27 protein-coding genes are annotated in these 25991 nt (G+C 40.9%); 15 read left to right on the forward strand and 12 right to left on the reverse strand.

Features of this window, described 5'->3' with window-relative positions; all coding sequences use genetic code 11:
- The first annotated feature begins 124 nt into the window (after positions 1-124).
- Entirely contained in the window at positions 125-457 is a 333-nt protein-coding gene (locus tag ACVCDT_RS00650) for a hypothetical protein (protein ID WP_447130810.1), read from the forward strand.
- On the opposite strand, the gene ACVCDT_RS00655 is transcribed toward ACVCDT_RS00650, so the two are convergent.
- The 6 genes from ACVCDT_RS00655 to rppH form a co-directional block, all read right to left on the reverse strand.
- Entirely contained in the window at positions 458-1714 is a 1257-nt protein-coding gene (locus ACVCDT_RS00655; protein ID WP_447130811.1) for an AmpG family muropeptide MFS transporter, read from the reverse strand. It lies immediately after the preceding gene.
- Between the two features lie 60 nt (positions 1715-1774).
- Positions 1775-2728: a GGDEF domain-containing protein gene (locus ACVCDT_RS00660; RefSeq protein WP_447130812.1), complete on the reverse strand. Its 954-nt coding sequence runs from the start codon at positions 2726-2728 to the stop codon at positions 1775-1777.
- A 12-nt stretch (positions 2729-2740) separates the two neighbouring features.
- Positions 2741-3757 (reverse strand): response regulator, encoded by a 1017-nt coding sequence (locus ACVCDT_RS00665; protein WP_447130813.1) that lies wholly within the window; start codon positions 3755-3757, stop codon positions 2741-2743.
- Positions 3758-3797: 40 nt separating this feature from the next.
- Positions 3798-4631, reverse strand: coding sequence for a thymidylate synthase (locus tag ACVCDT_RS00670; RefSeq protein WP_447130814.1), 834 nt, complete (start codon positions 4629-4631; stop codon positions 3798-3800).
- Between the two features lie 157 nt (positions 4632-4788).
- A complete protein-coding gene (gene ptsP / locus ACVCDT_RS00675; RefSeq protein ID WP_447130815.1) occupies positions 4789-7077 on the reverse strand; it encodes a phosphoenolpyruvate--protein phosphotransferase in 2289 nt (762 codons plus the stop codon).
- Between the two features lie 41 nt (positions 7078-7118).
- Positions 7119-7649, reverse strand: a complete 531-nt coding sequence (rppH, locus tag ACVCDT_RS00680) for an RNA pyrophosphohydrolase (RefSeq protein WP_447130816.1) — start codon at positions 7647-7649, stop codon at positions 7119-7121.
- 93 nt (positions 7650-7742) lie between these two features.
- Between rppH and mutH the strand changes: the two genes are divergently transcribed.
- On the forward strand, positions 7743-8423 hold the full coding sequence (gene mutH / locus ACVCDT_RS00685; protein ID WP_447130817.1) for a DNA mismatch repair endonuclease MutH: 681 nt from the start codon (positions 7743-7745) through the stop codon (positions 8421-8423).
- A 52-nt stretch (positions 8424-8475) separates the two neighbouring features.
- Here mutH and ACVCDT_RS00690 read toward each other — a convergent pair whose 3' ends face one another.
- From ACVCDT_RS00690 to ACVCDT_RS00700, 3 genes are all read right to left on the reverse strand, one after another.
- Positions 8476-9906, reverse strand: a complete 1431-nt coding sequence (locus tag ACVCDT_RS00690) for an aldehyde dehydrogenase family protein (RefSeq protein WP_447130818.1) — start codon at positions 9904-9906, stop codon at positions 8476-8478.
- 26 nt (positions 9907-9932) lie between these two features.
- A complete protein-coding gene (locus ACVCDT_RS00695; protein ID WP_447130819.1) occupies positions 9933-11573 on the reverse strand; it encodes an acetolactate synthase large subunit in 1641 nt (546 codons plus the stop codon).
- A gap of 170 nt (positions 11574-11743) precedes the next feature.
- Positions 11744-12760, reverse strand: coding sequence for a CYTH domain-containing protein (locus ACVCDT_RS00700; protein WP_447130820.1), 1017 nt, complete (start codon positions 12758-12760; stop codon positions 11744-11746).
- Between the two features lie 181 nt (positions 12761-12941).
- Between ACVCDT_RS00700 and ACVCDT_RS00705 the strand changes: the two genes are divergently transcribed.
- The 11 genes from ACVCDT_RS00705 to rpoS all read left to right on the forward strand — a co-directional run bounded on the left by ACVCDT_RS00705 (position 12942) and on the right by rpoS (position 22048).
- Positions 12942-13550, forward strand: a complete 609-nt coding sequence (locus tag ACVCDT_RS00705; protein ID WP_447130821.1) for a TIGR04211 family SH3 domain-containing protein — start codon at positions 12942-12944, stop codon at positions 13548-13550.
- Between the two features lie 56 nt (positions 13551-13606).
- A complete protein-coding gene (locus ACVCDT_RS00710; protein WP_447130822.1) occupies positions 13607-14110 on the forward strand; it encodes a TIGR03546 family protein in 504 nt (167 codons plus the stop codon).
- Between the two features lie 2 nt (positions 14111-14112).
- A complete protein-coding gene (locus tag ACVCDT_RS00715; protein WP_447130823.1) occupies positions 14113-15864 on the forward strand; it encodes a TIGR03545 family protein in 1752 nt (583 codons plus the stop codon).
- A gap of 103 nt (positions 15865-15967) precedes the next feature.
- Entirely contained in the window at positions 15968-16246 is a 279-nt protein-coding gene (ftsB, locus tag ACVCDT_RS00720) for a cell division protein FtsB (protein ID WP_447130824.1), read from the forward strand.
- Positions 16247-16252: 6 nt separating this feature from the next.
- Positions 16253-16960 (forward strand): 2-C-methyl-D-erythritol 4-phosphate cytidylyltransferase, encoded by a 708-nt coding sequence (gene ispD, locus ACVCDT_RS00725; RefSeq protein WP_447130825.1) that lies wholly within the window; start codon positions 16253-16255, stop codon positions 16958-16960.
- Positions 16961-16977: 17 nt separating this feature from the next.
- Positions 16978-17469 carry a 2-C-methyl-D-erythritol 2,4-cyclodiphosphate synthase gene (ispF, locus tag ACVCDT_RS00730; protein ID WP_447130826.1) on the forward strand — a complete coding sequence of 164 codons (492 nt, stop codon included), beginning with the start codon at positions 16978-16980 and terminating at the stop codon, positions 17467-17469.
- Entirely contained in the window at positions 17469-18518 is a 1050-nt protein-coding gene (truD, locus tag ACVCDT_RS00735; protein ID WP_447130827.1) for a tRNA pseudouridine(13) synthase TruD, read from the forward strand. The genes ispF and truD overlap by 1 nt, the downstream gene beginning before the upstream one ends.
- A 55-nt stretch (positions 18519-18573) precedes the next feature.
- Positions 18574-19212, forward strand: coding sequence for a protein-L-isoaspartate(D-aspartate) O-methyltransferase (locus ACVCDT_RS00740; RefSeq protein WP_447130828.1), 639 nt, complete (start codon positions 18574-18576; stop codon positions 19210-19212).
- Positions 19209-20159 carry a polyprenyl-phosphate transporter gene (locus ACVCDT_RS00745; RefSeq protein WP_447130829.1) on the forward strand — a complete coding sequence of 317 codons (951 nt, stop codon included), beginning with the start codon at positions 19209-19211 and terminating at the stop codon, positions 20157-20159. Before ACVCDT_RS00740 ends, ACVCDT_RS00745 begins: the two co-directional genes overlap by 4 nt.
- Positions 20156-20998 (forward strand): peptidoglycan DD-metalloendopeptidase family protein, encoded by an 843-nt coding sequence (locus ACVCDT_RS00750; protein ID WP_447130830.1) that lies wholly within the window; start codon positions 20156-20158, stop codon positions 20996-20998. The genes ACVCDT_RS00745 and ACVCDT_RS00750 overlap by 4 nt, the downstream gene beginning before the upstream one ends.
- A gap of 66 nt (positions 20999-21064) precedes the next feature.
- Positions 21065-22048: an RNA polymerase sigma factor RpoS gene (rpoS, locus tag ACVCDT_RS00755; protein ID WP_447130831.1), complete on the forward strand. Its 984-nt coding sequence runs from the start codon at positions 21065-21067 to the stop codon at positions 22046-22048.
- Positions 22049-22129: 81 nt separating this feature from the next.
- Here rpoS and tpx read toward each other — a convergent pair whose 3' ends face one another.
- Together tpx and folA are read right to left on the reverse strand one after the other, a co-directional pair.
- On the reverse strand, positions 22130-22624 hold the full coding sequence (gene tpx / locus ACVCDT_RS00760) for a thiol peroxidase (protein WP_447130832.1): 495 nt from the start codon (positions 22622-22624) through the stop codon (positions 22130-22132).
- Positions 22625-22653: 29 nt separating this feature from the next.
- A complete protein-coding gene (folA, locus tag ACVCDT_RS00765) occupies positions 22654-23172 on the reverse strand; it encodes a type 3 dihydrofolate reductase (protein ID WP_447130833.1) in 519 nt (172 codons plus the stop codon).
- 273 nt (positions 23173-23445) lie between these two features.
- Here folA and ACVCDT_RS00770 point away from each other — a divergent pair, with 273 nt between their 5' ends.
- Positions 23446-23823, forward strand: a complete 378-nt coding sequence (locus ACVCDT_RS00770) for a PA2779 family protein (protein WP_447130834.1) — start codon at positions 23446-23448, stop codon at positions 23821-23823.
- A 3-nt stretch (positions 23824-23826) separates the two neighbouring features.
- A complete protein-coding gene (locus tag ACVCDT_RS00775; protein ID WP_447130835.1) occupies positions 23827-24813 on the forward strand; it encodes a PA2778 family cysteine peptidase in 987 nt (328 codons plus the stop codon).
- Positions 24814-24818: 5 nt separating this feature from the next.
- Here the strand turns inward: ACVCDT_RS00775 and cgtA are convergent, their stop codons facing one another.
- Complete coding sequence (gene cgtA, locus ACVCDT_RS00780) at positions 24819-25979, reverse strand: Obg family GTPase CgtA (RefSeq protein ID WP_447130836.1); 1161 nt, start codon at positions 25977-25979, stop codon at positions 24819-24821.
- Positions 25980-25991 lie beyond the last annotated feature (12 nt).

The raw sequence follows: 25991 nt of genomic DNA on the forward strand, positions 1-25991 counted from the left end.
CGCCAAGTTTTCTAACCAATTTTTATAAAACTTTATCAACAATTTGCCACTGCCACTGAAATAACTTACTTTATTGACTATACTTCTGTCACATTAATGTAATAAATTTAGTTGAACTCTATCCGTGCCCACTGTCTCTAAATTCGTCCAACGTAAATCTAAGCAATTAGCTTTTTATGTGCGTGGTTTTTTAGAACACCAACTTCCTTACTCTGAATTAGATCTGTTTTTTTGGGATACCATGGAAGAATGGGCGCAAGTACCAGATGGCAAACAATCACCTTACGAAAAAACCGAACATGTGTTTTGGCATTTATTACATCAAATTCATTACTGGCCTAAAAACACCTTAAGAGAAGACCCTTACCTAAGAGGTGAATTAGAAATGTGTTTAGATTGCCTTGAAAGCGAAGGCTCGTATCCGCTTCCATTAGATTGTATTGGCATTAGACCCTAATTAACTACCCTGCTTAAGTTTATCATTGCTGGCATGCCAAGGAGCGATTTTGGCTAACATCAGCATGCCGGGTAAGGCACACACAAAACAAATAATAAAAAATTGGGTGTAGCCCACTGACTCAATTACGTAACCAGTAGTGGCGCTAACAAAAGTGCGCGGAATAGCGGCAATACTGGAAAATAAAGCTAATTGAGTGGCAGTAAAATGTCGACTCGTCGATCTTGCCATAAAGGCTAATAAGGCCACTGAGCCTAAACCAACACCAAAATATTCAAAACCGCTGGCCAATGCTAAAACTAAGTGGTTGTAACCAACAATAGACAACAACACATAGCCTAAAATTGATACCAATTGGAAAAACCCAAACACCCATAAACTACGATTAATTCCCAGTTTTATCATGGCAATACCGCCTAACACTGTGCCTAAAGTAGCTCCTATAGTTTTGGATATTTTTGCTATTGAGCCAATTTCCACAGTAGAGAAACCCATATCTAAAAAGAATGGGGTTTCTAACGCAGTCGCCATGCTGTCGCCCAATTTATACAGCACAATAAACAACAGCACCCAAAGTGCATTTTGCCAACCATTACGTTGGAAAAATTCTCTAAAGGGATCTATCACTGCACTTTTTAAGGTTTGAGGTTCGTCACCCGGTTTAGACGATTCTTTAATTAACAAAGTGGTCACTAAACCCACTAACATAAACACCGCAATACTGAGATGGGCAATAGACCAAGGGTAAAAACCCGCTAAAATCATGGCCAAAGAACCGGGTATAAAAGATGAAATTCGATAGGCCTGAGCATAAAATGCATTACCTGCCCCTAACTCTTCATCAGGTAGGATTTCGCGCCTATAAGCATCTATGACTATGTCTTGGCTAGCACTAAAAAACGAAATAGCCGATACAATAACTATAATTTGTGTGAGTTGAGTAGCGGGATCAAATAATGCCAAAATTCCCATCAAAAAGATTAAAGTTAACTGAGTTAGTAGCATCCAACCGCGACGTCGCCCAAAAAATGGAATAACAAAACGATCCATAATGGGTGACCACAAAAACTTCCAGGTATAGGGGAATAACACTAAATTGATCAGCCCTATGGTTGCCAAGTCTATGTCGGCCGAACGTAACCAAGCAGGAACAAATTGGATCAGTAAGTAGAGAGGTAAGCCAGAAGAAAAACCAGTGGTAATACAGATAAGCATGCGCTTATTTAATAGCGCTTCTTTAATACTTTTATTCGACATCTTAAATACGCCTACAGCTAATAAAGGCGGTAAAAGCCTTATGTGATTTTATTTTAATGGCTATTGGGCAACAATAACCCGATTTCTACCCGATTTTTTTGCTTGGTATAAGGCTTTATCTGCCGATTCTAACCACTGGGTACTGTCTAGAAAATCTTGATTAAATCCTGCTATTCCAATACTAATAGTAAAAGAGATTTCTATTTCATCATGCACCACAGTAAATTTTTCAACTAAGCGCCTGAGCCTTTCAGCCACAAATTCGACGTTTTCCACCGGCGTATCCGGCAAGAGTATGGCAAACTCTTCACCACCATAACGTCCAGGTACATCGGTTTCGCGAGTCCCTTTTTGAATAATACGCCCAAGGGCTTTAATTACATCATCGCCTGCAGGGTGCCCGTAGGTATCGTTAACCTTTTTAAAATGGTCTATGTCTAACATAATTAACGAAGTGGGCCCGTCGCTACGTTTATTTCGCTTAAATTCACGGACAAACTGCTCTTCCCAATAGCGCCTATTATACAAACCTGTTAAGCCATCTACCTGACTGATTTCTTGTAACTGCGCATTAAGTGATTGCATGCCTAAGCGGCTTACTGCTTCGTCTGTCACGTCGTAGATCACCAAACAAATTTGCTCTATTTCTCCAGTGAGTGACGCCAACGGGAAAATAGTGATGTTTTGGTACATAAAACTGGCTTGTGAAGTAATAGGCCGGTTTGAGTCAAAACGAAATAAGTAAGGGCGTTGCTCCCAAATAATAAAAACTGGGCTTTTTAATGAAAATGCGGGTGCAGCCTTACGGGAAAACCAGTCTTTATCTATTTCAGGAAAAAAATCGAATAGATTTTTATTTTGGATCATACCCGGCACTATACTGCTGTGGTTTTCCATAAACTGATTCCACACTTGTACACTAAAGTCTTTATTCAACACCACTATGCCAACTTCTATTGAGCCAAGAAGATCGTGTTTCCAATGCATTTCTGCCAAGCTTTCATCTTTTGTCATCAGCAACAGGCCTTATGATTGTGAAGCAATCAGTTTATCAAAGACTAAATCTATGGATTTGTTAGGGAAAAGTAATAACAAATCAAAGTTAATATTTTGGCTTTTGATGGAATAAGCAATTTCAATAGCTAACATGTCTTTCTGATCATTGTGGGTATTTTTTAAGATGTCATCTAAATCACAATGGCGTCCCAAAATAATAGGGTGATTATGACTAAATACTGAATGCAACTGCTCAGATAAAGCGCGTAGACAGGCTCCAATTAATATATTTGATACATCCATTAAAGCTTCTAATTCTGAGGATTCAGAATTTTTTGTATCAGAATACTTTAATAACTTAATCATGTTCTCAAAATTAGAATCATTAAAAATCACTAGAGCTTCACCATTAATACCAGCGCTGATAAATCCCTGAGAAACAGCCGAGACGCTATCGTTGCGTTGAATATCGGCTATGGCCATATGTAATTCAGTATTGGTGATAAGGTTGACGTTAGGAATAGGTAAATCAATAAATTCACCTAATAACTTAGCTAAACTCTCCCCCGCTTGCCCCATGGCAACATTGGCCATTTCTCTGTAAGCATCGAGCTTATCTGTGGTTGAGGACTTTTCGACTTTAGTGACGGCTTTCGCTCGATTTGAGGCTGTGGCTTCTCCCGAATACAATCCAAACTGCGAGAGTATTTCTACTAGCTTGGCGTTATCTGTAGGCTTTCGTATAAACTCTAATGCCCCCATAGCTAACATGCGTTCACGTGCTTCGGGTTGCACATCACCAGACACCACTATGACCAAAGTAGGCAGGTCTTCTTCTTTAATCACCTGCATGGTTTGATAACCATCCATTACAGGCATGTTTAAATCTAGAAACATAACATCAGCTTTGCCTGCTCGGATTTTTTCTAAAGCTTGTTGTCCATTTTCCGCAAAGCTAATGTCAACATCCCAACCATCAGGAATGGACCTTTGCATTTGTTTACGAGCAAAACTTGAATCATCGCAAATTAGAATTGGAGTTGTCATTTTAACAAAATCACCTTAATTAATTGCTTTGGCATAAAAGTTAAATTGCCACTGGTGCTTTGATATGTTCATGAGCTTGGTATCCAACTAATTCAAAGTCATCAATACCAAAACCAAAGATATCTTTAATACTAGGGTTGATCCGCATTTTCGGCAAGGGATAGGGTTTTCTGCTGAGTTGTAACTTGGCTTGTTCAATATGATTGACATACAAGTGAGCATCGCCAAATGTATGCACAAAATCTCCCAATTCTAAATCACACACCTGAGCCAACATCATAGTTAACAAAGCATAACTTGCAATGTTAAATGGCACACCTAAAAAGATATCGCCGCTACGTTGATATAGCTGACAAGATAGTTTGCCGTCTAACACATAAAACTGAAACATAGTGTGACAAGGTGGCAAAGCTTGCTTACCTAATTTAGCGTTTTCTTTTGGTGAAATAGATGAATCAGGCAAAACCGCTGGGTTCCAAGCACTAACAATCAAGCGGCGTGAGTCTGGATTCGTTTTTATTTGCTCAACCAATTCACTGATTTGATCGATCACTTGCCCATCTGCACCTTGCCAACTGCGCCACTGCTGGCCGTAAACTGGACCTAACTCTCCCTCTTCAGTGGCCCATTCATCCCAAATTTTAACGTTGTTTTCAGATAAATAGGCAATATTGGTTTGGCCTTTTAAAAACCATAACAACTCGTGAATAATAGAGCGCAGATGACATTTTTTAGTGGTCACTAAAGGGAAGCCAGCGCTTAAATCAAAACGCATTTGATAGCCAAATACGCTAAGTGTGCCTGTGCCAGTTCGATCTTCTTTTTTGGTGCCGGTTTCTAATACATGGCGCATTAGAGATAAATACTGTTGCATGTTTATTTCTCTTAAAATCTACATCTAATTCAGCCAAGCACGCTAGCCCTAGGCTTTTAGTTAATTTTTAAAGTGATTATATTAAGCAGCCTTGAACCTTATCAATTAATCCACAAAATAACATTAAGCAGGCCATCATTCAGCCTACTTTTATAGGTTAAATTCCCGCCCTAACCAAACCACCTAAGCCTACCGACTCTAGGTAACTATTGATTTCAGCTCGTACATCTTGTGGATTATTTAAGGTTAACACTTTGGCTAAAAGCTGCTCTGCACTGCCTTTATGGATATTTCGAATGATCCATTTTACTTTAAGCAAATTATGATTGTTCATACTGAGTTTACGATAGCCCATGGCCAATAATAAAATCACTCCGCCAGGCTCACCCGCTAATTCTCCACATACGGTAATAGGCACTTGCAGCATATTTGAATGCTTAGCTATGGTATGGAGTGCACTTAATACTGCTGGGTGATAACTATCGTATAGTTCAGCCACGCGCGCATTGTTACGATCAACGGCTAACAAATATTGGGTCAGATCGTTACTACCCACTGAAAAGAAATCAACTATTTTTGCCAATTGTGGCAATTGATAAATCACCGCAGGTACTTCTAACATCACCCCAATTTTGGGCATGTTAAGCTCTTCACCTATTTCGCTGGCTTCTTCTTCAACTTCATAAAATGCTTGCCTAATTAAGCGTTTAGCTTCACTCACTTCACTCACTGAAGTGATCATAGGTAACATAATTTGCAAATTATCAAAGCCAATACTGGCGCGTAGCATGGCGCGGATCTGGACCAAAAATATTTCAGGGTGATCTAAGGTCAATCGAATTCCACGCCAACCTAAAAACGGGTTTTCTTCAGTAATGGGGAAGTAAGGTAAGGGTTTGTCTCCCCCTACATCTAAGGTTCGCATAGTAAAAGGTTTATTCGGTTCAGCGGCTAACAAGCTGCGGTATAACTCCACTTGCTCTTGTTCAGTAGGAAACCTTTCACGCATCATAAAAGGAATTTCGGTACGAAATAGTGCCACCCCATCTGAATAGGGATTATCATTTTTTTCAACATCTAAAGACAAGCCGGCATTGGTAAACAATGCTACTTTACAATCGTCTGTGGTGATCGCTGGCAAGGTGTCTTGTGAATGAATTTTCTCAGACAGTAATTGCTCTTCTAATACTAACTGATCAAATTCGCGTCTGATGATTTGGTTAGGCGACACTATAACGTCACCGGTATAACCATCTAACAGAATCTCTTGCTCTTCCAAAAACGCAATAGGTACATTATCCACCCCCATTACGGCAGGCACCCCCATTGCTCTTGCCATAATAGCGGCATGAGAATTATGCGAGCCACGCATCGAAACTATGCCTTTGAGTTTTTCCACCGGAAACTCTGCCAACATCACAGCTGTGACTTCTTCGGCAATTAAAATGGTATGCTCTGGGGGATCTCGCTTTTCGGTTTTATTACTGGTAAGGCCTAGAATGTTTGCCAGTACCCTATTGCCCATATCTTCTACATCCACAGCACGCTCGCGCATGTAGGGGTCATTCATAGATTGAAATTGGCGAATATAGGTTTCTACTACCATTTTTAATGCAGTAGGGGCATCCCAACCGAGTTTGATTTTTTCTTCGACTTCTCTGCCTAAACTATTGGCATCTAACAGATGATGGTAAAGCTGAAAAATGGCACGCACATCTTCTGGTACTTCACCCTGAATGCGTTCAGATAAAACTGCCATATCTGCTTGGGTTTGCCTAACCGCGTGTCTGTAGGTTTGCACTTCTTGGGCTAAATTAGTGGCGCGTTTAGGTGCATGGTTATGAATATTAACCATGACATTTTGTAAATAACCCACACCACTGGCTAACCCCGAAGAGCCTGGAATGCCACGTAAAGATTTTTGCCAATCAGCAGGAAGGTTTTCTTGAAGTAGGGTAATCGCCCCTCTGGCTTTGGCATTTGCCAATTCAACGGCCATTTGCATGGCTAGGGTGACTAAAAAGGCTTCTTCGTCTTCACTAAAGCGCCTTTTGTCTTTTTGTTGTAAGGTTAATACCCCTAAGACTTTGCGCTGGTGAATAATGGGGGCACCTAAAAATGCATGGTAATTTTCTTCTTTAACTTCGGGATATAATTTAAAGCGCGGATGGCTAGGCGCATCACTAATGTTTAGCGGCTCTTCTCTTTGACCTATAAGTCCAACTAACCCTTCGGAAAATCCCACCGAAACCTGCCCCACTGCAGACTTGGCTAGGCCTTCTGTGGCAACCAACAAAAAATGTTGTTGTTGGTAATCAGCCAAATAGATACTACAAGAATCGACCTTTAGTGCTTCGATTAAACGAGTCGCCAAGCAAGCTAACGCATCGTCCAGAACTGGGATCTGGTTCACTTCTTGAACAATGCGTTTGAGCGTAGTTAACATTAGGTTTTAATACCTTTAAAATTTATCTACATCTAGCTAGATTAGGCTTTTCTTCGCCGCTTTGGTTTTTGAGAAGTATGTTGATTAGGTTGTTGATTACTCGGCATAGCTGTAGACGAAAATTCTTTCATCACACGACGATACACATCACGTTTAAAAGACACCACATTACGTACAGGATACCAAAAGCTCACCCACCGCCAATCATCAAATTCAGGATGACTTGATTGCAATACGTCTACATCTTCTTCTTTACAAACAAGTTGCAACAAAAACCATTTTTGTTTTTGCCCAATACACACAGGGTTGCTGCCCTGCCTTACCAAGCGTTTAGGTAATTTATACCGCAACCAATTTTTAGTGACAGCTAAGATTTTTACCTGTTCTGGCAACAATCCCACTTCTTCATGGAGTTCGCGATACATGGTTTGTTCGGCAGTTTCACCTTCATCGATTCCGCCTTGCGGAAACTGCCATGAATGTTGCCCATAGCGCCTTGCCCAAAAAACTTGTCCTAACTCGTTGCAAATCACTATGCCAACATTAGCGCGGAATCCTTCAGCATCAATCACTTAGACTCCAGATAACTCTATTCTGTTAATGTCATGCATTCTTCCATAAACTAGGGTGTATTCAAAGCAATATCACTATCTGTAGCGCTAAAAATGAAACAATTACGCATACCTAAAGACGAACCCAACTCAATTGCTGAGTTGATGGAGCGAGCTGAATCCTTAGCGGGATTAACCTTAGGTGAAATCGCCCAAATCGCCAAGGTAAAAGTACCGGCTAACTTTAAGCGCGAAAAAGGCTGGAGTGGACAACTCCTTGAACTATGTTTAGGTGCCACTGCCGGTGCCAAAACCCAACAAGATTTTGCCCATTTAGGGGTTGAATTAAAAACCATTCCCATTGACCAAAATGCGCGACCACTAGAAACCACTTATGTATGTTATGCGCCTTTAAAACACATAGCAGGAATAGAATGGCACACCAGCAGTGTTAGAAATAAATTACAAAAAGTGCTGTGGGTCCCATTAGATGGAAGGCGAGAGGTGCCACCTAAAGACAGATGCATAGCCACCCCATTTTTATGGTCGCCCACAATAGAACAAGATCAACAACTAAAAAACGATTGGGAAGAGTTAATGGAAATGATCAGTTTAGGTAAAATCGAACAAATTACCGCCAAACATGGTCAATATCTACAATTGCGCCCCAAAGCGGCAAATGGCAGTGCCTTAACCCAAGCCATAGGGCCAGATGGGCAAGTTATTCATTCACGCCCACGGGGATTTTATTTACGCAAAGAGTTTACCCAAAAAGTATTAGAGTCGATGTTTTAACACTGACCATAGCCCAACATACTGGGCTATGGCCATTTTCTTAACCGATACTTTAGCTTGGAGTTCTTAACACCATTAACCTAATTTCGGTCATATCTTCCATAGCAAAGGTAATGCCTTCACGGCCTAAGCCAGACTCTTTGACACCTCCATAGGGCATGTTATCAACTCGCCAACTGGGCACATCACCTATTACCACGCCTCCCACATCTAAGGTATCCCAGGCTTGGTGGGCTTTGTATATATCCCGTGTGAATATCCCAGCTTGTAAACCAAACTGGCTGTCATTTACCTCAGCTAAGGCTTGCTCATAATCACTGAATGAACTTAAGGTAGATACTGGACCAAAAGCTTCTTGGGTATTGATATCCGCGTCTTTAGGCACATTTTCCAGCAGGCTAGCTTGTAACATATTGCCATCACGCTTGCCGCCACATAACAAAGTAGCGCCGGCAGATACCGCTGCTTGTATCCAAGTTTCTAACCTTTTTGCTTCAGATTCAGAAATCATAGGGCCAATAAAGGTGTCTTCATTTAATGGATCGCCATGAACTAAATTAGCCACCTTTTCTGTGTACTTTTGCTTAAACTCTTGATAAATGGATTCATGTACTATGACGCGCTGCACACTAATACAGCTCTGCCCAGACTGGTAATAGGCACCAAATACAATACGCTCAACCGCATCATTAATGTCACTATCCTGATCCACCACACAAGCTGCATTGCCACCTAACTCCAAAATCACTGGTTTTTTACCGGCTTTGGCTTTTAGCTCCCAGCCCACTTGTGGAGAGCCAGTAAAGCTTAATAATTTAAACCTTGGGTCTGTGGTAAATAAATCTGCTCCGTCTCGACTACAGGGTAAAATGGAGAAAGCCCCTTTAGGCAAATCGGTTTCGGCCAATATTTCACCTATGATTAACGCCCCTAATGGGGTGCGACTAGCAGGTTTTAAAACAAAGGCACAACCACTGGCAATGGCTGGAGCCACTTTATGTGCGGCTAAATTAAGCGGAAAATTAAAAGGTGAAATAAAGGAACAAGGACCTATAGGAACCCTTTTATACATACCAGTGTAGCCTTTGGCTCTAGGGGTAATTTCTAGGTTTAACACTTCACCATGCATACGTACCGATTCTTCCGCTGCAATTTTAAATGTATCTATTAGGCGCGTGACTTCACCACGAGAGTCTTTAATTGGCTTACCCGCCTCTATACACAAGGCATGAGCCAATTCGTCAAACCTTTGCTCAAAACGTTTTACACAATGATTTAAAATGTTTTGCCGCTCATAAGCTGCCATTTTGTTTAACTTGGGCTGGCTAGCCTCGGCTGCCGCTATGGCCTGATCTATTACTGTGGCATCGGCTAATGCCACCCGCGTAGCCACTTGATTAGTAAACTTGTTGGTGACTTCTAAATCTTGGTTGGCAAACACAGCTTGGTTTGCCAGATAATAAGGATAAGATTTTTCTAACATAGAAGGTGTCCTGTTACTGTATGAGTTTAAAGCGCTTGGCTACGTTGGCGCAGGGTTTGATTTAATGTTTTATCGTTTAGCGAATAATCCACAGGTACGTCAATTAAATGCACCCCTGGCTCGGCTAAACATTTTTTCACTAGTGGCAATAACTCACCTGCCGATTGAATGCGCCAACCTTGTCCACCATAACTTTCAACGTATTTAACAAAGTCTGGATTACCATAATCTAAACCAAAGTTTTCAAATTCCATATTGGCTTGTTTCCATTTAATCATACCGTAGGCATCGTCACGCAGAATAATGACCACTATATGCAGCTTTAATCGTACTGCGGTTTCCAGTTCCTGACTATTCATCATAAATCCACCATCACCGCATACAGAAATCACCGGCTTATCTGGATTTACCATTTTGGCCGCCATAGCAGAAGGCAATCCTGCGCCCATAGTGGCTAATGCGTTATCTAACAATAAGGTGTTGGGTAATGCAGCTGGGTAGTTACGTGCAAACCAAATTTTATACACCCCGTTGTCTAAGGTGACTATGCCATCATCTGGCATGGCTGTGCGTATATCATTAACAAAGCGTTCAGGTAAAATAGGAAAACGGTCGTCGTTTTCACTTTCTGCTTTATGCGCTAAATAGGCATTATGTGCAGTAGTAAAGAAATCAAAATTCCAATCTGTAGTTTGACTAATTTGCTCTTTAATTTGCCAGATTGTGTTGGCGATATCGCCAATGACTTCTAGTTGCGGAAAATACACTGGGTCAACTGCGGCAGGTTCAAAATTAATATGGATCACCTCTCGTCCACCTTGGTGCATAAAAAACGGCGGCTTTTCTACAACATCATGGCCAACATTAATAATTAAATCTGCAGCCTCAATCACGCGATGCACAAAGTCCCCTGAAGATAAGGCAGTATTGCCCATAAATAATTTGTCGCTTTCATTTAGCACCCCTTTGCCCATTTGGGTGGTCACATAAGGAATACCAGTTTTATCTACTAAGGCCTTTAACATTTTAGAAGTGAGCTTACGGTTTGCCGCCGCCCCAATTAACAGCAAGGGTGATTTAGCGGTTTCTATCATTTGCACCGCTTTATTAATAGCTTTGTACTCAGCTATAGGGCGACGAGTAATACTGGGCGTTAATAAATGAGCTTGGGTCTGCTCAGCGGCAATATCTTCTGGTAGCTCAATATGAGTCGCCCCTGGACGTTCATCTGACGCTAGACGAAAAGCTTCTCTGACAGCCGAAGGGATACGATCACCGCTCACCAACTGAGTGGTGTATTTTGTAATAGGACGCATCATATCTACTGCATCTATCACCTGAAAGCGCCCTTGTTTACTGGTTTTAACTGGCTTTTGTCCAGTAATCATTAACATGGGCATTGCCCCTAATTGCGCGTAAGCAGCGGGGGTGACTAAATTGGTGGCACCTGGCCCCAAAGTTGATAAACAAACGCCAACTTTACCGGTTAAGCGCCCATAAGTCGCCGCCATAAAACCTGCACCTTGTTCATGACGAGTTAAAATCAGTTTTATTTTAGAGTGACGTAATGACTCTAATAGGTCGAGGTTTTCCTCACCAGGAATGCCAAAGATATATTCCACACCTTCAGCTTCTAGGGCTTTTACAAAAAGATCAGACGCTTTCATGGACGCTCCTTTACAATTAAGAATATCTAGTTACCCGTTACACTTTAGTATGAAATTACTAAAAAGAAACAATAACTTAGCCAATTACATTAGGTTAAAGATAGTCTCTGTATCGCACTTAAGGGTAAAGCGTAAAAAAGCGATTAGTTAAATCTGATTTTTATATTGGGCTAGTCAAGCCAAGGTTTTTCTAACAAGAGTTGCAACATCTCCAATTGCCAAATTGTGGCCTTGTGGCTGCTAACTAAATCCAATAAGTCATCAGGGTGTTGAGCCTTTAGGGTGAATTGATAAGCGTCTAAAAACTGTTCTAGTTGCCCCGTTAAATTTGAATATTCAGCACCATCAAACTGACCAGAGAATTGCTGCCAAAGCGCTACTAGTTGCTTTAATTTTTGTAGAGCATCTTGGGCTAAGTTTAAGTCAAACCCTTCTCTTAGATTAATTAAACAGCGCTGCCAGCTTTGCAAACAGACTTCTAGCGATTCACCATTGGCTGGTAAATCCTGAGCTTGATTTTGCCTATCAGACTTAGCTGCATTTACAGTTTGGCTTGCTTGTAAAAGTTTATAACCTCGGGCCGCTTTGCTGTCTATGCCAATATTAGTGGGCAATAATTGGACTAATTTTTTGGCTAGTTCAAATAAGCTTTTGGTGTGGCCTTTTTTAAGCTCTAGTTCTATCTCACAAATACCTTGGGTTTGCTTGCCCGAGCGTACTTCACCTAAGTCCCAAACTAGCTCTACATGCTCTTCTTCAGACAACTCAAGTAAAAAGCTTTCACGGGTAAAATGAGTAGTAAACAACAACTCAAGTTGCGACTGAGTGGCTTGAACATCTAATGTTTGTGGCCAAGCTGAGGCTGGAAATAAATTTAATCTGGGAACAAGTGCAGCTTGTTCAGCATGGGCTGAGCCTAGGTCAACATTATATTCTGGTCTTTGATGTAAGCCCGCTACAGATTTACCGGCAGTTTTAAGGGTTTGCTCAAAAGACTGATTATGCCCTCTGATCCTTAAACCTATATCGTGCTGCCTGAGCACTCTGTCAGGGGTATCAAAATAATGATTAGTTAACACTAATCTTTGATGATGTACCTGAGCCTTTAGTTGAGGTAATAGTTGATCAGTGATGACTTGGCCAGCCTGAGCATGAGTGAGCAACTTAAGCTCGATTTCGTATTCCATAAAATGTGCAAATGTTTAATCAATTAATGCAAGTATTTTGTCACAGGGTGACCTGCAATAATACTCACAAATAAGCTATTAGACTTAGACCCAAGATCACATTTAGCTAAATAGATACTTGCCTTTCCTTACACCAACCCATACCATTTGTAGCCAGTTTAAGGCAGTAAGTTTATTAATTATGCGCAAGCCATTTATTTCAATTTTATTTTGGGTTATCAGCAGTCTTTGTTGGTTTCCAGCTATAGCTCAAGAGCCAAACGATAGCGAAGGTGAAATTCGCTATATTTCTGACGATCTTTATACCTATTTACATGCAGGACCAGGTCGAAACTTTAGAATATTAGGTTCGGTGGTTGCCGGTACTCGCGTCACTTTATTACAAGAAAACCTTGAAAAAAACTTTGTTGAAATCATAGATGACAAACAACGAACGGGTTGGGTTGATGCAGATTTTATCAACGCCACTGGCAGTGTGCGGGAACTGGTGCCTGGCTTGCAGCAACAAGTTCAAGAATTTCAGCAAACTATTGAACAACAGCGTCGCAATAATGACTTACTCAATCAACAAATTGTCGACCTAAAATCACAAAATGCCAGTCATATACGCAAGCTGCAAGAATTAGAAAATACCAATGCCCAGTTAACACAAACGTTAGCTGACTACGATCAAACTGCGCAAATGGAATGGTTTACACGAGGCGGAATTGTGGCCTTGATCAGCTTAATTTTAGGCATCATTATTACTTACCTTCCAAAGAAAAGACGCAGAAACGACAACTGGATGTAAACCATTTATTCAGTTGAGCTTTACTTAACTCTGCATTTTATTAAGAGGGGCTTTACATGGGTATGTTAGCTAAATTATTTAAAGCGCTAAATTCTGAATCTTCTGCCTGGCAATTGGCCTTTGGCATTGCCTTAGGTGCCATTATGGGTTTAACCCCGTGGTTAGGCTTACACAGCCTAATATTGTTATTTGTGGTGTTGTTTTTTCGGATAAACCTGTCGACTTTTATCGTGGCTTGGGCAGGTTTTACTTTATTGGCCCTGCCCTTAAACGCTAGCTTTTCCGAACTAGGCCATTGGCTGTTAATGCTACCTTCATTGCAGGGTTTATGGACATTTTTATACAGCACTTACCTAGGGCAACTTAGTCAGTTTTATCACACTTTGACTTTAGGCAGTTTAGTGGCCAGTTTGTTGTTATTTCCTATATTACTGCTTGGCAGTAAAAAGCTCGTTGACCAGTATCGCCAGCGCCTTATGCTGTGGGTAAATCAATGGCGCATTGTGGAATTTTTAAAAGGCAGCAATTTTTATCAACTTTATCGTTCGTTAGGAGCCTAAACATGCGCTCACTGATCCGTCTCCCAGGTGTCTTGGCCTTTATTGGGATAGTCGCCTTAATCGCCGCTGTCACTTTATTATTTTTAGACTTTTGGATAAAAATTATTGCTGAAAAAAGCCTAGGCCAAGCCCATGGGGCCGAGGTGAATATTGCCAGAGTAGAACATAGTTTTTCACCTTTTGGGGTTGAGCTTTTTGATCTTCAGCTAACTGATCCCAGTCAGCCTACCCATAACAAAGTGGCGGCACAGTCTGTGTCAGCCAATATTCAGCTGGCGCCCTTGTTGCTCAGAAAAGTTATTATTGATGAACTTAAAATACAAGGCTTAGCCTTTGCCACACTACGCGAATCTGAAGGTGAAGTTTATCAGCCCATAGAGTTATCAAAATCTTTAAGCGCACCTTTTTTAGGTGAAGACGCTAAGATCCCTAGCGTAGACGAAATTTTAGCTAATTCACCGCTCAAAACCACCAAAGCCGTGCAAGACACTCAAGCTGTGTATGAAAAACATAGCGAAATATTAAAAAAGCAATATGCTGATTTACCTAGCAAAGAACAACTAGCAGCATTTCAAGCGCGCTTTAAAGCCTTAACCGAAACCGATTATCAAGATCCTGCAAAATTGCTTGCAGCCAAGCAGGAATTCGAAAAGTTAAAACAAGAAGTACAAGAGCAACAACAAAAACTCAAAGCCTTTCAACAAGCGGTTAAGCAAGCTAAAGCTGAGTTAGGCCCGCAAATTGCGCAACTTAAAGCCGCACCAAAGCAAGACTATCAAAACTTACAAGCGCTTATTGCCGGTGATGCACAAGCCATTGAGAATGTTACAAAATTAGTTTTTGGTGAACAAATAGCCCAATGGAGTCAATATGCCTTAGCAGCGTTTGACATAGTGGGCCCAATGTTGAAAAAGCAACAACAAGATGAGCAAAGTCAAAATGCTGAACAAGGTCAATGGATAGCCTTTGACGATAGTTCAAAACTGCCAGACCTTTGGATTAAACAGGCACAATTATCGATTAATTGGCAACAAGAACAAGTAGTAAGCCATTGGCAAAACATTACACATCAACATGACAAAATTGGACAAGCCACCACTTTTACCCTGCAATCACAACAAAGTGCACTTTGGCAATCACTACAATTAGCTGGCGATTTTTGGTTGGGTGAGGCTGGCATTCAAGCTCAACAAGATTGGCAGTTACTTGGCCTTAGACTTGCTGAACTCCCCTTAATTAAGCAAGACAAACTAGCCAGTGTTTTGCACCAAGGGCAGTTGTCTAGTCGGGGCCAGCTTGGCATTCAAAAAGCACAACTGCAAGGCAGCAGTAGCATAGATTTAAGCCAACTTAGCATTTCTGCCGAAGGTAAAAACAACTTAACCAAACTCATTGCTCAGAGCTTAAATAACCTTAAGCAACTGACTATTAACACTGATATTGGCGGCACATTAGGTGCAATTGATTTATCTTTAAGCTCAGACTTAAATAAACAACTAGGCCAAGCCCTATTAAATAATCTCAGTCCAGAACAACAAAGTAAACTAACTGAGTTACAACAAAAGTTAGCAGCCAAAAGCCAAGGTCTGTTAGGTGAACAACAAGCTAATTTAACCCAATGGAACAATTGGCAAGAGCTAGCAGAAGGTGATTTGAGCCAAGTAAATAAATTGATAGAGGCTAAGTTCACTAGCCTAGTTGATAAACAAAAAGACAAACTTAAAGATAAGTTATTAAACAACCTGTTTAACTAACTTATGCCCAAAGATGCAGCTTGTGGGTTACTTGATGATACCACTAGCCCTAGTGCTAAAACCTCGGCATAATGGGCTTTTTTAGGTCGAAGGAGCAAACAATATGAAATGGGCGGTAGTAGTCTTATTTACGCTATTGTGTTTGCTTCAATATCGACTTTGGTTTGGTAAAAATAGCGTACCAGACTACCTTAAACTAAAACAAGATGTGGCCTTGCAAACCCAGCAAAACGCCAACTTACGCCAACGTAATAGTCTATTAAAAGCCGATATCCAAGATCTAAAAATAGGCCTAGAAGCAGTAGAAGAGCGGGCTAGAAACGAGCTTGGCCTAATCAAACAAGGCGAAACTTTTTACCGTATTTTACCTAGTCGCCAATAATTAGTTATGGATTTTATGCGTCAATTTACAGTAGTTGTGCCTGCCGCAGGCATTGGTAGCCGCATGCAAGCAGAATGCCCTAAGCAGTACCTAAAGATTGCCGGTAAAACCATAATTGAACATACTTTGGAAAACCTTCTTAGTCATCCGCAGATCAAACAGGCCATAGTGGTATTAAACCCGCAAGATAGCAGATTTAAACAATTAGCGATTTCTCAGCAGTCCAAGGTGAAAACCGTAATAGGTGGCGAAGAGCGATGCGATTCTGTGTTAGCCGGTTTACACAGTGTTGAGCAGAATGAAGAGTGGGTATTAGTGCATGACGCAGCTAGACCATGTCTTAGTCAGTCTGATTTAACAGCCTTGCTTGCCTTAGCCGAAACTGGGCATGTAGGGGGCATATTAGCTGCACCTGTACGCGACACCATGAAAAGAAGTGTTAAGCCTAATAATCAAAGCGCCATAAGAGTTGAAAAAACAGAGCCTAGAGAAAACTTATGGCATGCATTAACCCCACAGTTTTTTAAACTGGCCAAATTAAAATTTGCCTTACAGCAGGCCCAAGCAACCTCTACCCAAGTGACCGATGAAGCTTCGGCGATGGAAGCCATAGGTGAAGAGGTGCGTTTGGTTTTGGGCCAATCTTCGAATATTAAAGTGACTCAGCCAGAAGACTTACTTTTAGCTGAATTTTATCTTACCCATTTAACTTAGGAATCAAGTAAAACCTTATGAGTATTCGCATTGGACAAGGATATGATGTACATAAATTTGGTGGGGCTGGCCCCATCATCATTGGCGGTGTCAGCATCCCCTACGAACAAGGGTTGTTAGCTCATTCTGACGGTGATGTTGCCTTGCATGCCTTATGTGACGCTTTATTAGGTGCCTTAGCTTTAGGCGACATTGGCAAACACTTTCCTGATACTGATGCCACTTTTGCTAATGTAGATAGCCGAAATTTATTAAGGCATGTGGCTAAATTAGTTTCACAACATCAATATGAATTAGGCAACCTAGACCTAACCATAGTGGCCCAAGCCCCTAAAATGGCACCGCATATCCAACAAATGCGCGAAAACATAGCGACTGATTTAAATGCTCATATTGACCAAGTTAATGTAAAAGCTACTACTACCGAAAAACTCGGTTTTGCGGGGCGCAAAGAAGGCATTGCCACTTATGCTGTTGTCTTGCTAAACAAAAAAACTGAATCTAATTAATGCAAACTTCTCATTGGTTACATTTGTATCCCAAATTAGGCATTAGTGCCCAGCTCAAATCAAGCCCACAAGACTTCAAGGTCACTGAACAACTAGGTTACCACCCTATAGGCGAAGGTGAACATATCTACCTTTGGGTACAAAAAATCGGGCTTAATACCGCCTATTTAGCCGAGCAAATTGCCAAGTTTACCCGCTTACCTTTAAGGTCTGTAACCTATGCAGGGCGTAAAGATAAGCATGCCCAAACTCAGCAATGGTTTAGTGTGCATTGTCCCGGCAAAAAAGACTTTGATTGGTCGGCATTTAATCTGCCAGGGGCTGAGATAATTAAAGCGGTTCGGCACAATAAAAAGTTACGAACAGGGGTGCTAAAAGGCAATCGTTTTGAGATCACCTTAAGAGATCTGCAAGGAAGCCCCAAACAATTAGCTGAATTAGACCAGAGATTACAACTTATTAAACAATTAGGAGTGCCTAATTATTATGGTCAACAGCGTTTTGGTGATACTAAGTACGACACCAGAGGGGGAAATTTAGTCTTAGCCGAAAAAATGCTTATGGGTGAAGAAATACGTAATAGAAATAAACGGTCAATGGCAATTTCTGCTTTACGTTCATGGTTTTTTAACCAATGTGTGCATAGTCGCATTCAAGCAGAGTGTTTCTCTACTCCCATGCTTGGTGAAGTGTTGCAACTCGCTGGCAGTCAAAGTTTTTTCTGTATGACTGAGCAACACCCAAGTATTATGCAGCGCCTAGCTGAGCGAGATATTTTTCTCACTGCGCCTCTTTGGGGACAAGGTCAATTAGCCTCCCAGTTAGATGCCTTAAATTTTGAAAACAACTTAGCCACAAGCCATGGTCAAATTACCCAAAGCTTAGTAAAATTGGGGCTAAAGCAAGAAAGACGCGCGATACAATTATTTGCAAATGAGCTTGAATGGACTCGTACAGATGATACATTAAATCTTTGTTTCTCACTGCCAGCTGGAACTTTTGCAACTTCGGTTATTCGTGAGCTAGTTGACGTTAATACTGACCAATAAAAAACAAAAATAAACTTTATTCCTAAACCCTAAAAATAAGAAAAATAGGCACAACATGAGAGCAGCATCTCGTAAAGGCGAAAGTCTTGCACACCTTTTGCACAAAGAAGGCATTAACAACACTCAAGTTTTAAGCGCAATTGCCAACACGCCTAGAGAATTGTTTTTACCAGACGCCTTAAAACATAAAGCCTACCAGAATACCGCTCTGCCTATTGGTCAAGGACAAACCATTTCTCAGCCTTATATAGTCGCACGCATGACAGAGTTATTGCTGGAGAATCAAAATCCTACCCTATCAGTATTAGAGATAGGTACAGGCTCGGGTTATCAAACCGCTATTCTTGCGCAAATTTTTACTCAGGTATTTTCTGTTGAACGAATAAAGACTCTGCAATTTCAGGCTAAGCGCCGTATGAATCAACTAGATTTACACAATGTAAAAATGAAACATGCTGATGGCTGGTTAGGTTGGAGCAGCAAAGGTCCTTACGACGCCATAATAGTCACTGCAGCGGCCAAATTTATGCCCGAGGAACTGCGCTTACAATTAAAAGAAGGTGGACGCTTAATTATTCCTGTTGGCCAAGAAACCCAAGAGTTACATTGCATTACACGACAAGGTGATGAATTCGAAGAAAAAATAATCGAGGCAGTACGTTTTGTTCCTTTAGTGGCCGGAGATATCATTTGAAGTCAATTAGAACCCGAAAAAGCCAATATCTTGGCTTAGCAGCTAAGGGCGCACTAATGGGGGCAGCCGATGCTGTGCCAGGTGTATCTGGCGGCACCATTGCATTTATCACCGGCATTTACCAAGAGCTAATTTTTTCACTCAAACAATGTGGGTTTAGTGCTTTAAAAATGTTATTTAGCCAGGGTATTAAGGCAACTTGGCAGCATATCAATGGCGCATTTTTACTCACATTATTTAGTGGTGTCATTCTCAGTATTTTAACCCTTGCGCGTGTGGTGCTGTATCTTATGGCCCATCACCCGATCTTATTATGGTCTTTCTTTTTTGGCTTAATCCTTGCCGCAGTGTGGTCGGTGATCAGACATATAGAAAACTGGAATGTACCGCTTATGATCACATTTTTAGTAGGCGTAGTAAGTGCCTACTACATAACTTTAATTAGCCCTACTCAAATAGAGTCAACTCCTCTTGTGGTATTTTTATCTGGCATGTTAGCGATTTGCGCTATGATTTTACCCGGTATTTCTGGCAGCTTTATTTTGTTATTGCTAGGTATGTACGCCCCAATGTTGAATGCCATAAAAGACTTTCAATTATTTACCATTGCTTTATTTGCTAGCGGTTGTGTGGCTGGCTTATTGAGCTTTTCGCATGTTTTAAGCTGGATGTTCGCCCATCACAAAACCAAAACTTTGGCTCTCCTAGGAGGTTTTATGTTGGGCTCGTTAAATAAAGTTTGGCCCTGGAAAGAAACCATAGAAGTGGTGATAGATAGACATGGAAAAACCATTCCTTTGGTGCAAGACAACATTTTGCCCAGCACCTTTTCCACACTCAACAATCAACCCTCTTTAGTGCTTTATGCTATAGGTTTAATGCTATTAGGCATGCTTTTAGTTTTGGGCTTAGAGAAAGTGGGTGAAAGGCATGCTGTTACTTCATGATTGAAGTATTTAAAAGACAAAAACACATCTGGCTATTAGTCAGTAGTTTTTTTGCGTTAATTTTATTTTCAGCATGTAGCCAACGTAGCCAACCTGCTCCGGTAACAGAGCTATATCAGGGAAAAACCTTTAGAGATTTTGATGCTCAAGGCTATTCAGGCGCAAGTTACCAAGTGCAAGAAGGTGACACTCTGTACTCAATAGCTTGGTATTCGGGCAATGATTATAGGGATCTGGCTAAAATAAATCGTATACCCGCGCCTTATCATATCTATCCTGGGCAGCTTTTACAGTTAGTTCAAACCGTTGAAAACAAAGATCAAAAATCTCAAAACAAAACTGGTCAGACTTCGAAAACAATTGTAAATCAATCTGTTGACCCAGCAAAAAAGCAGGAGTATGGTGAAAGCAGGTTAAAAATTAAACAAGACTCAGTTGGGTCTTCTATCGGTTATTTTCCTGACCGAGTTAAAAGTTGGGTTTGGCCAAGTTCAGGCGCGGTAATTCAAGGATTTTCAGCAGCTGAAGCGGGCAATAAAGGCTTAGATTTTTCAGGAAAATTAGGTTCGTCAATTTTGGCGGCGGCTGATGGAAAAGTAGTATACACGGGCAATGCATTACGTGGTTTTGGAAATTTAGTCATTATTAAACATTCAGAAGCCTATTTAACGGCCTATGCGCATAACGACAAAATTTTAGTCAAAGAACAGCAGTGGGTAACGGCAAACCAGAAAATTGCCACTATGGGTAGAAGCGGAACCGACAAGGTTAAGCTTCATTTTGAAGTAAGGTACAAAGGAAAATCCGTTGATCCTTTGCGATTTCTACCTAAAAGATAATAACAATAAAGAATAATAATGAATGAGGAGATGTTGAATAAATATTACCGTTAAGGAGTCATTATTATGGGTCAAGAAAAGTCAGTTGTGGTTGAAGTGGATCCTTTCAGCGACATTGAAAACGCTGTTGAGCGAGAACTTGCCAAAGCCGAAAAACAAGCCGAAGAACAATTAGAAGATATTCTAGCTAATCAAGAAGACACGCCTAAAAACCTCGATGCTACACAACTGTATCTTGGAGAAATCGGATTTTCCCCACTCTTATCTGCCGAAGAAGAAGTTTATTTTTCACGAAGAGCACTAAAAGGCCACGAAGCCTCACGCAAACGTATGATAGTCAGTAATCTGCGTTTAGTGGTAAAAATTGCTCGACGTTATAACAATCGAGGTCTGGCTCTACTTGATCTGATTGAAGAAGGTAATTTAGGACTCATTCGTGCAGTGGAAAAATTTGATCCTGAACGAGGCTTTAGATTTTCTACCTATGCAACTTGGTGGATTAGACAAACCATTGAACGGGCGATTATGAACCAAACCCGCACCATTCGTTTGCCTATTCATGTAGTAAAAGAATTAAATGTGTATTTGCGAGCCGCTAGAGAACTCGCTCAAAAACTCGATCACGAACCCACAGCCGAAGAAATTGCCGAGTCTCTGGATAAACCCGTACAAGACGTCACTAAAATGCTACGTCTGAACGAGCGGATCACCTCAGTTGACACGCCCATTGGCGGCGAAAATGACAAAGTATTACTTGATGTGATTGCCGATGACAAAGGCCATGGTCCAGAGGAAGATCTGCAAGACTCGGATATCAAACTAAACATAGTAAAATGGTTGGAAGACCTCAATCCTAAACAACGAGAAGTATTAGCCAGACGTTTTGGGTTACTTGGATATGAACCATCTACCTTAGAAGATGTAGGGGTAGAAATTGGCTTAACACGGGAACGTGTGCGTCAAATTCAAGTAGAAGCGCTAAGACGCTTGCGCGATATGCTTGGCCACAAAGGCTTAGATTTAGAGGCCTTATTTAATAAATTAGATTAATAAATTAGATTAATAAATTTACTTAAATAATAAAAACCATTTAAAAAGCCTGATTTTATAATCAGGCTTTTTTTTACCCTATTATAAAGCAGCTAAAGCAGCTGCATAATTAGGCTCATCAGTGGTTTCTGGCACTTGTTCTGTGTATACCACTTTTCCTTGCTCATTTATTACCACTACACTGCGTGACAATAATCCAGCCAAAGGACCGTCAGCAAATTCAACACCATAATCTTGACCAAATGTACTTCTAAAACTTGATCCTGTAGCCACGTTTTCAATACCTTCAGCACCACAAAAACGCGCTGCGGCAAAAGGTAAGTCGGCCGATACACATAAGATATGGGTGTTATCTAATTCGCTGGCCTCTTTATTAAAAGTGCGAATTGAAGTGGCACACACATCTGTATCCACAGAAGGGAAAATATTCAGTACTAACTTTTTACCACTGAAGTCTTGCAAACTTATACTCGACAAATCGACTTTTACTAAACTAAAGTCTGGCGCATTGTCACCCACTTTAGGCAAGGCTCCTAAAGTGTTAAATGCATTACCTTTTAAGGTTACTGTAGCCATGTTATTTCCTTTTGAGTTTATGGTGAAAATTACGCTTTTTGTTTTTCAAGCGTAACAAATTGATAATTGTAGGGATTAGCATCGTTAGCCAGATGACTTTCACTTTGGGTTGTAGTCCATCTATATGCCTTTTCATAGTCAGGAAAATAAGTATCTCCTGCAACCTCTAAATCAATATAAGTTAGATAAAGTTTGTGACACAGACTTAAAAAATATTGGTAAATACTGCCACCACCAATAATCATTACTTCTGGACATGCCAACTCATGCTGTTGGCAATATTGCTGCGCAACTTTGAGCGCTTCTTCACAACTATTTACTACAGTTGCATCTGGCAAAGTATAGGCAGGATCTGTGGTGATCACTATATTTAATCTTTTGGGTAAGGCTTTGCCAATTGATTTGTAGGTTTTTCTGCCCATAACCACAGGTTTACCCAGTGTTGTGGCTTTAAAATGTTTTAAATCTGCCGGCAAGTGCCAGGGCATGGCATTTTTTGCCCCTATAACCCTATTGTTTGCCATAGCAGCAATCATTGAAATTTGCATATTGTGTTATCTAAATCGCCAATTAAATAATGTTAATAGTACACAATTAGATATGAGTATCACATGTAAAGCTGTGTAAAAAAGGCAGACCTAAGCAGTAAAATTTTCACACTATTTAAGCCAATGCTAAGTTTGTTAAGTCTTATATTGGCCAGCGGGCCTTTTAGAAAAAGGAATTAGTGAACTTGGCCTAATTAGTGCTAAGTTATAGGCGTCACTTTAAACAATTTGTTAAAGTGACAAACTTAATCGACTCAATTCTTGGAGATCAAAATGAAATATTTAAAAACTGTCTGTGTTGCAGCATGTTTAACCTTAGGCTTTGGCCAAATTGCTTCAGCCGGTGTGTATAGTTCTGAGCAAGTCATCCAAGCACAACAATTTAAGCTCAGCAAACAGCAGGTATTAGGTTTACTAAGCGAAGGCCAAGTGCAAGAAAAATTAGTTGCTTTAGGAGTCAGCCAAGAACAAGCGGAAAAACGAATCAATGCCATGACCCCAAGTGAACTAGCCGAATTAAATCAACAATTAACCAATGCGCCAGCGGGTGGTATTGTGGGTACAGTGGTCACTGTATTAGTAGTGGTAGCCGTATTAGATTTAATGGGCCTAACTGATGTTTACCCCTTTATTCGCCCAATTGGTGGTTAATCTTTGAGTTGGTATAACAAGTGGTGCGGCCTAGTTTTGCTCGCATCACTTTTATTGCTGCAAGCCTGCCAAAGCTTACCGCAATCACAACAGCTTAAGCAGTCGCCTTTGACTGAGTTAAGCACCACTAAAACCATTCAAGATGTACCTTTTTATCCCCAGCAAGCTTTCTATTGCGGGCCAACTACTTTATCAGAAGTTCTAAATTTTAATGGCTTTGATACTGCCCCTGAACAGATCGCACCTCAGTTATTTATTCCAGGTCGAGAAGGCAGTTTACAGCTTGAAATGGTATCGGCGGCACGGACTTTTGGCATGCTCGCATATGCAAAACCTTCCAGCCTTACTGAGTTGTTTTACTTAGTTGAGCACAATGTGCCTGTCATTGTTTTTCAAAACCTTGGCACCACTTGGATCCCTATGTGGCATTACGCTGTGGTGATTGGATTTGACCAACAGCAGCAACAAGTTATTTTACACACTGGTGTAACTCGCCAGCATAGTATGTCTTATGATTTATTTGAGCGAGTCTGGCAAAGAGCAGGTTATTGGTCACTAGCCTTACTCCCCCCCGAGCAAGACTATGAATTTCTTGAGCCTTTTACCTATATAGGCGCAGCTTACGATTTATTAAGTTTAGGATACGAAAAGCAAGGACTTGCCCATTTAGAAAACGCCACTAAGCTTTGGCCAAATCAGTGGTTAAGTTATTTTTTATTAGGAAATTATTATTTAGATAAAAGCTCAGAAGCCATAACTTGGTTCGAGAGGGGTTTTAAACTAGCCAAAAACAATACAGAGTATTTGAACAACTATAGTTATGCTTTAGCTAATCAAGGTTGCTTGATTGAAGCCAACCAACTCATCACGCAGGCGCTTAATTTAGCTCCAGATAACAACAATTTACAAGATTCAGCAAAAGACATTAGGCAGATGCAAAACAATGAGCAAACCCCAAGGTCTGCTCATTGTCCATCTATTGTCTTTTAGGCTTTTTACCTTTTGGTATAAATAACCTCAAAGTCATCATCTTCATCGTCAAAGTCATCATCATGATCGTCGTCATCATAATGATCATTACTATCTTGCTTAGGGGTATCCCATTTAAAGCCAGACTCATCTTCGTTAAGTTGCTCAGGCTCTTCTTCAGGTAAGGCTTCAATAAAGTCCATAGCTTTTAAACATAAGTCTTGAGTGCCTAATTTTTGGAAAGCAGAAATTTTATGGTACTCGCCTTGCCATTCTAGCGCTTCGGCAATCTGAGCACATAACTCGTCTACTTCTTCTTCTAACATTAGGTCGACTTTATTAAAGACTAACCATCTTGGTTTAGCCGCTAACTTAGGGCTGTATTTTTCTAGCTCTGTGATAATAGCTTTGGCATTTTCAACTGGATCTGAGCCGTCTGCAGGCATTAAATCAACTAAGTGTAGCAATACTCGGCAACGCTCTAGATGTTTTAAAAACTGAATACCCAAACCTGCACCTTCAGCCGCGCCTTCAATTAATCCAGGAATATCGGCAATTACAAAGCTACGCATGGCGTCTAATCGTACTACGCCTAAATTTGGTACTAGGGTAGTAAAAGGATAATCGGCTACTTTAGGTTTAGCCGCAGAAACACTGCGAATAAAAGTCGATTTACCAGCATTAGGCATGCCTAATAAACCTACGTCGGCCAGCAACATAAGTTCTAAGCGTAAGTTTCTAATTTCACCAGGTGTACCATCGGTTTTTTGTCTTGGGGCTCTATTGGTACTGGTTTTAAAACGCGCATTACCAAGACCATGGTAGCCACCTTGTGCCACTTTCATGCGTTGTTTATGCTTGGTTAAGTCGCCTAACACTTCGCCTGTATCTATGTCTGTTGCGCGGGTACCAACTGGGACTTTAATTTCTAAATCTACCCCACCTCGACCCGTACAATTAGCACTTTGACCTTTTTTACCATGTTCGGCGCGATGAAAGCGTTCAAATCGGTAGTCGATCAGGGTGTTAAGGTTTTCATCAGCAACTAAAAAAACGCTACCGCCATCGCCGCCGTCACCACCATCAGGTCCACCATCAGGTACATATTTTTCGCGGCGAAAACCTACTACGCCATTGCCACCATTACCCGCTTCTACCCGGATATCAGCTTCATCTACAAATTTCATTACTTACTCACA

The sequence above is a fragment of the Paraglaciecola aestuariivivens genome, assembly GCF_052983255.1.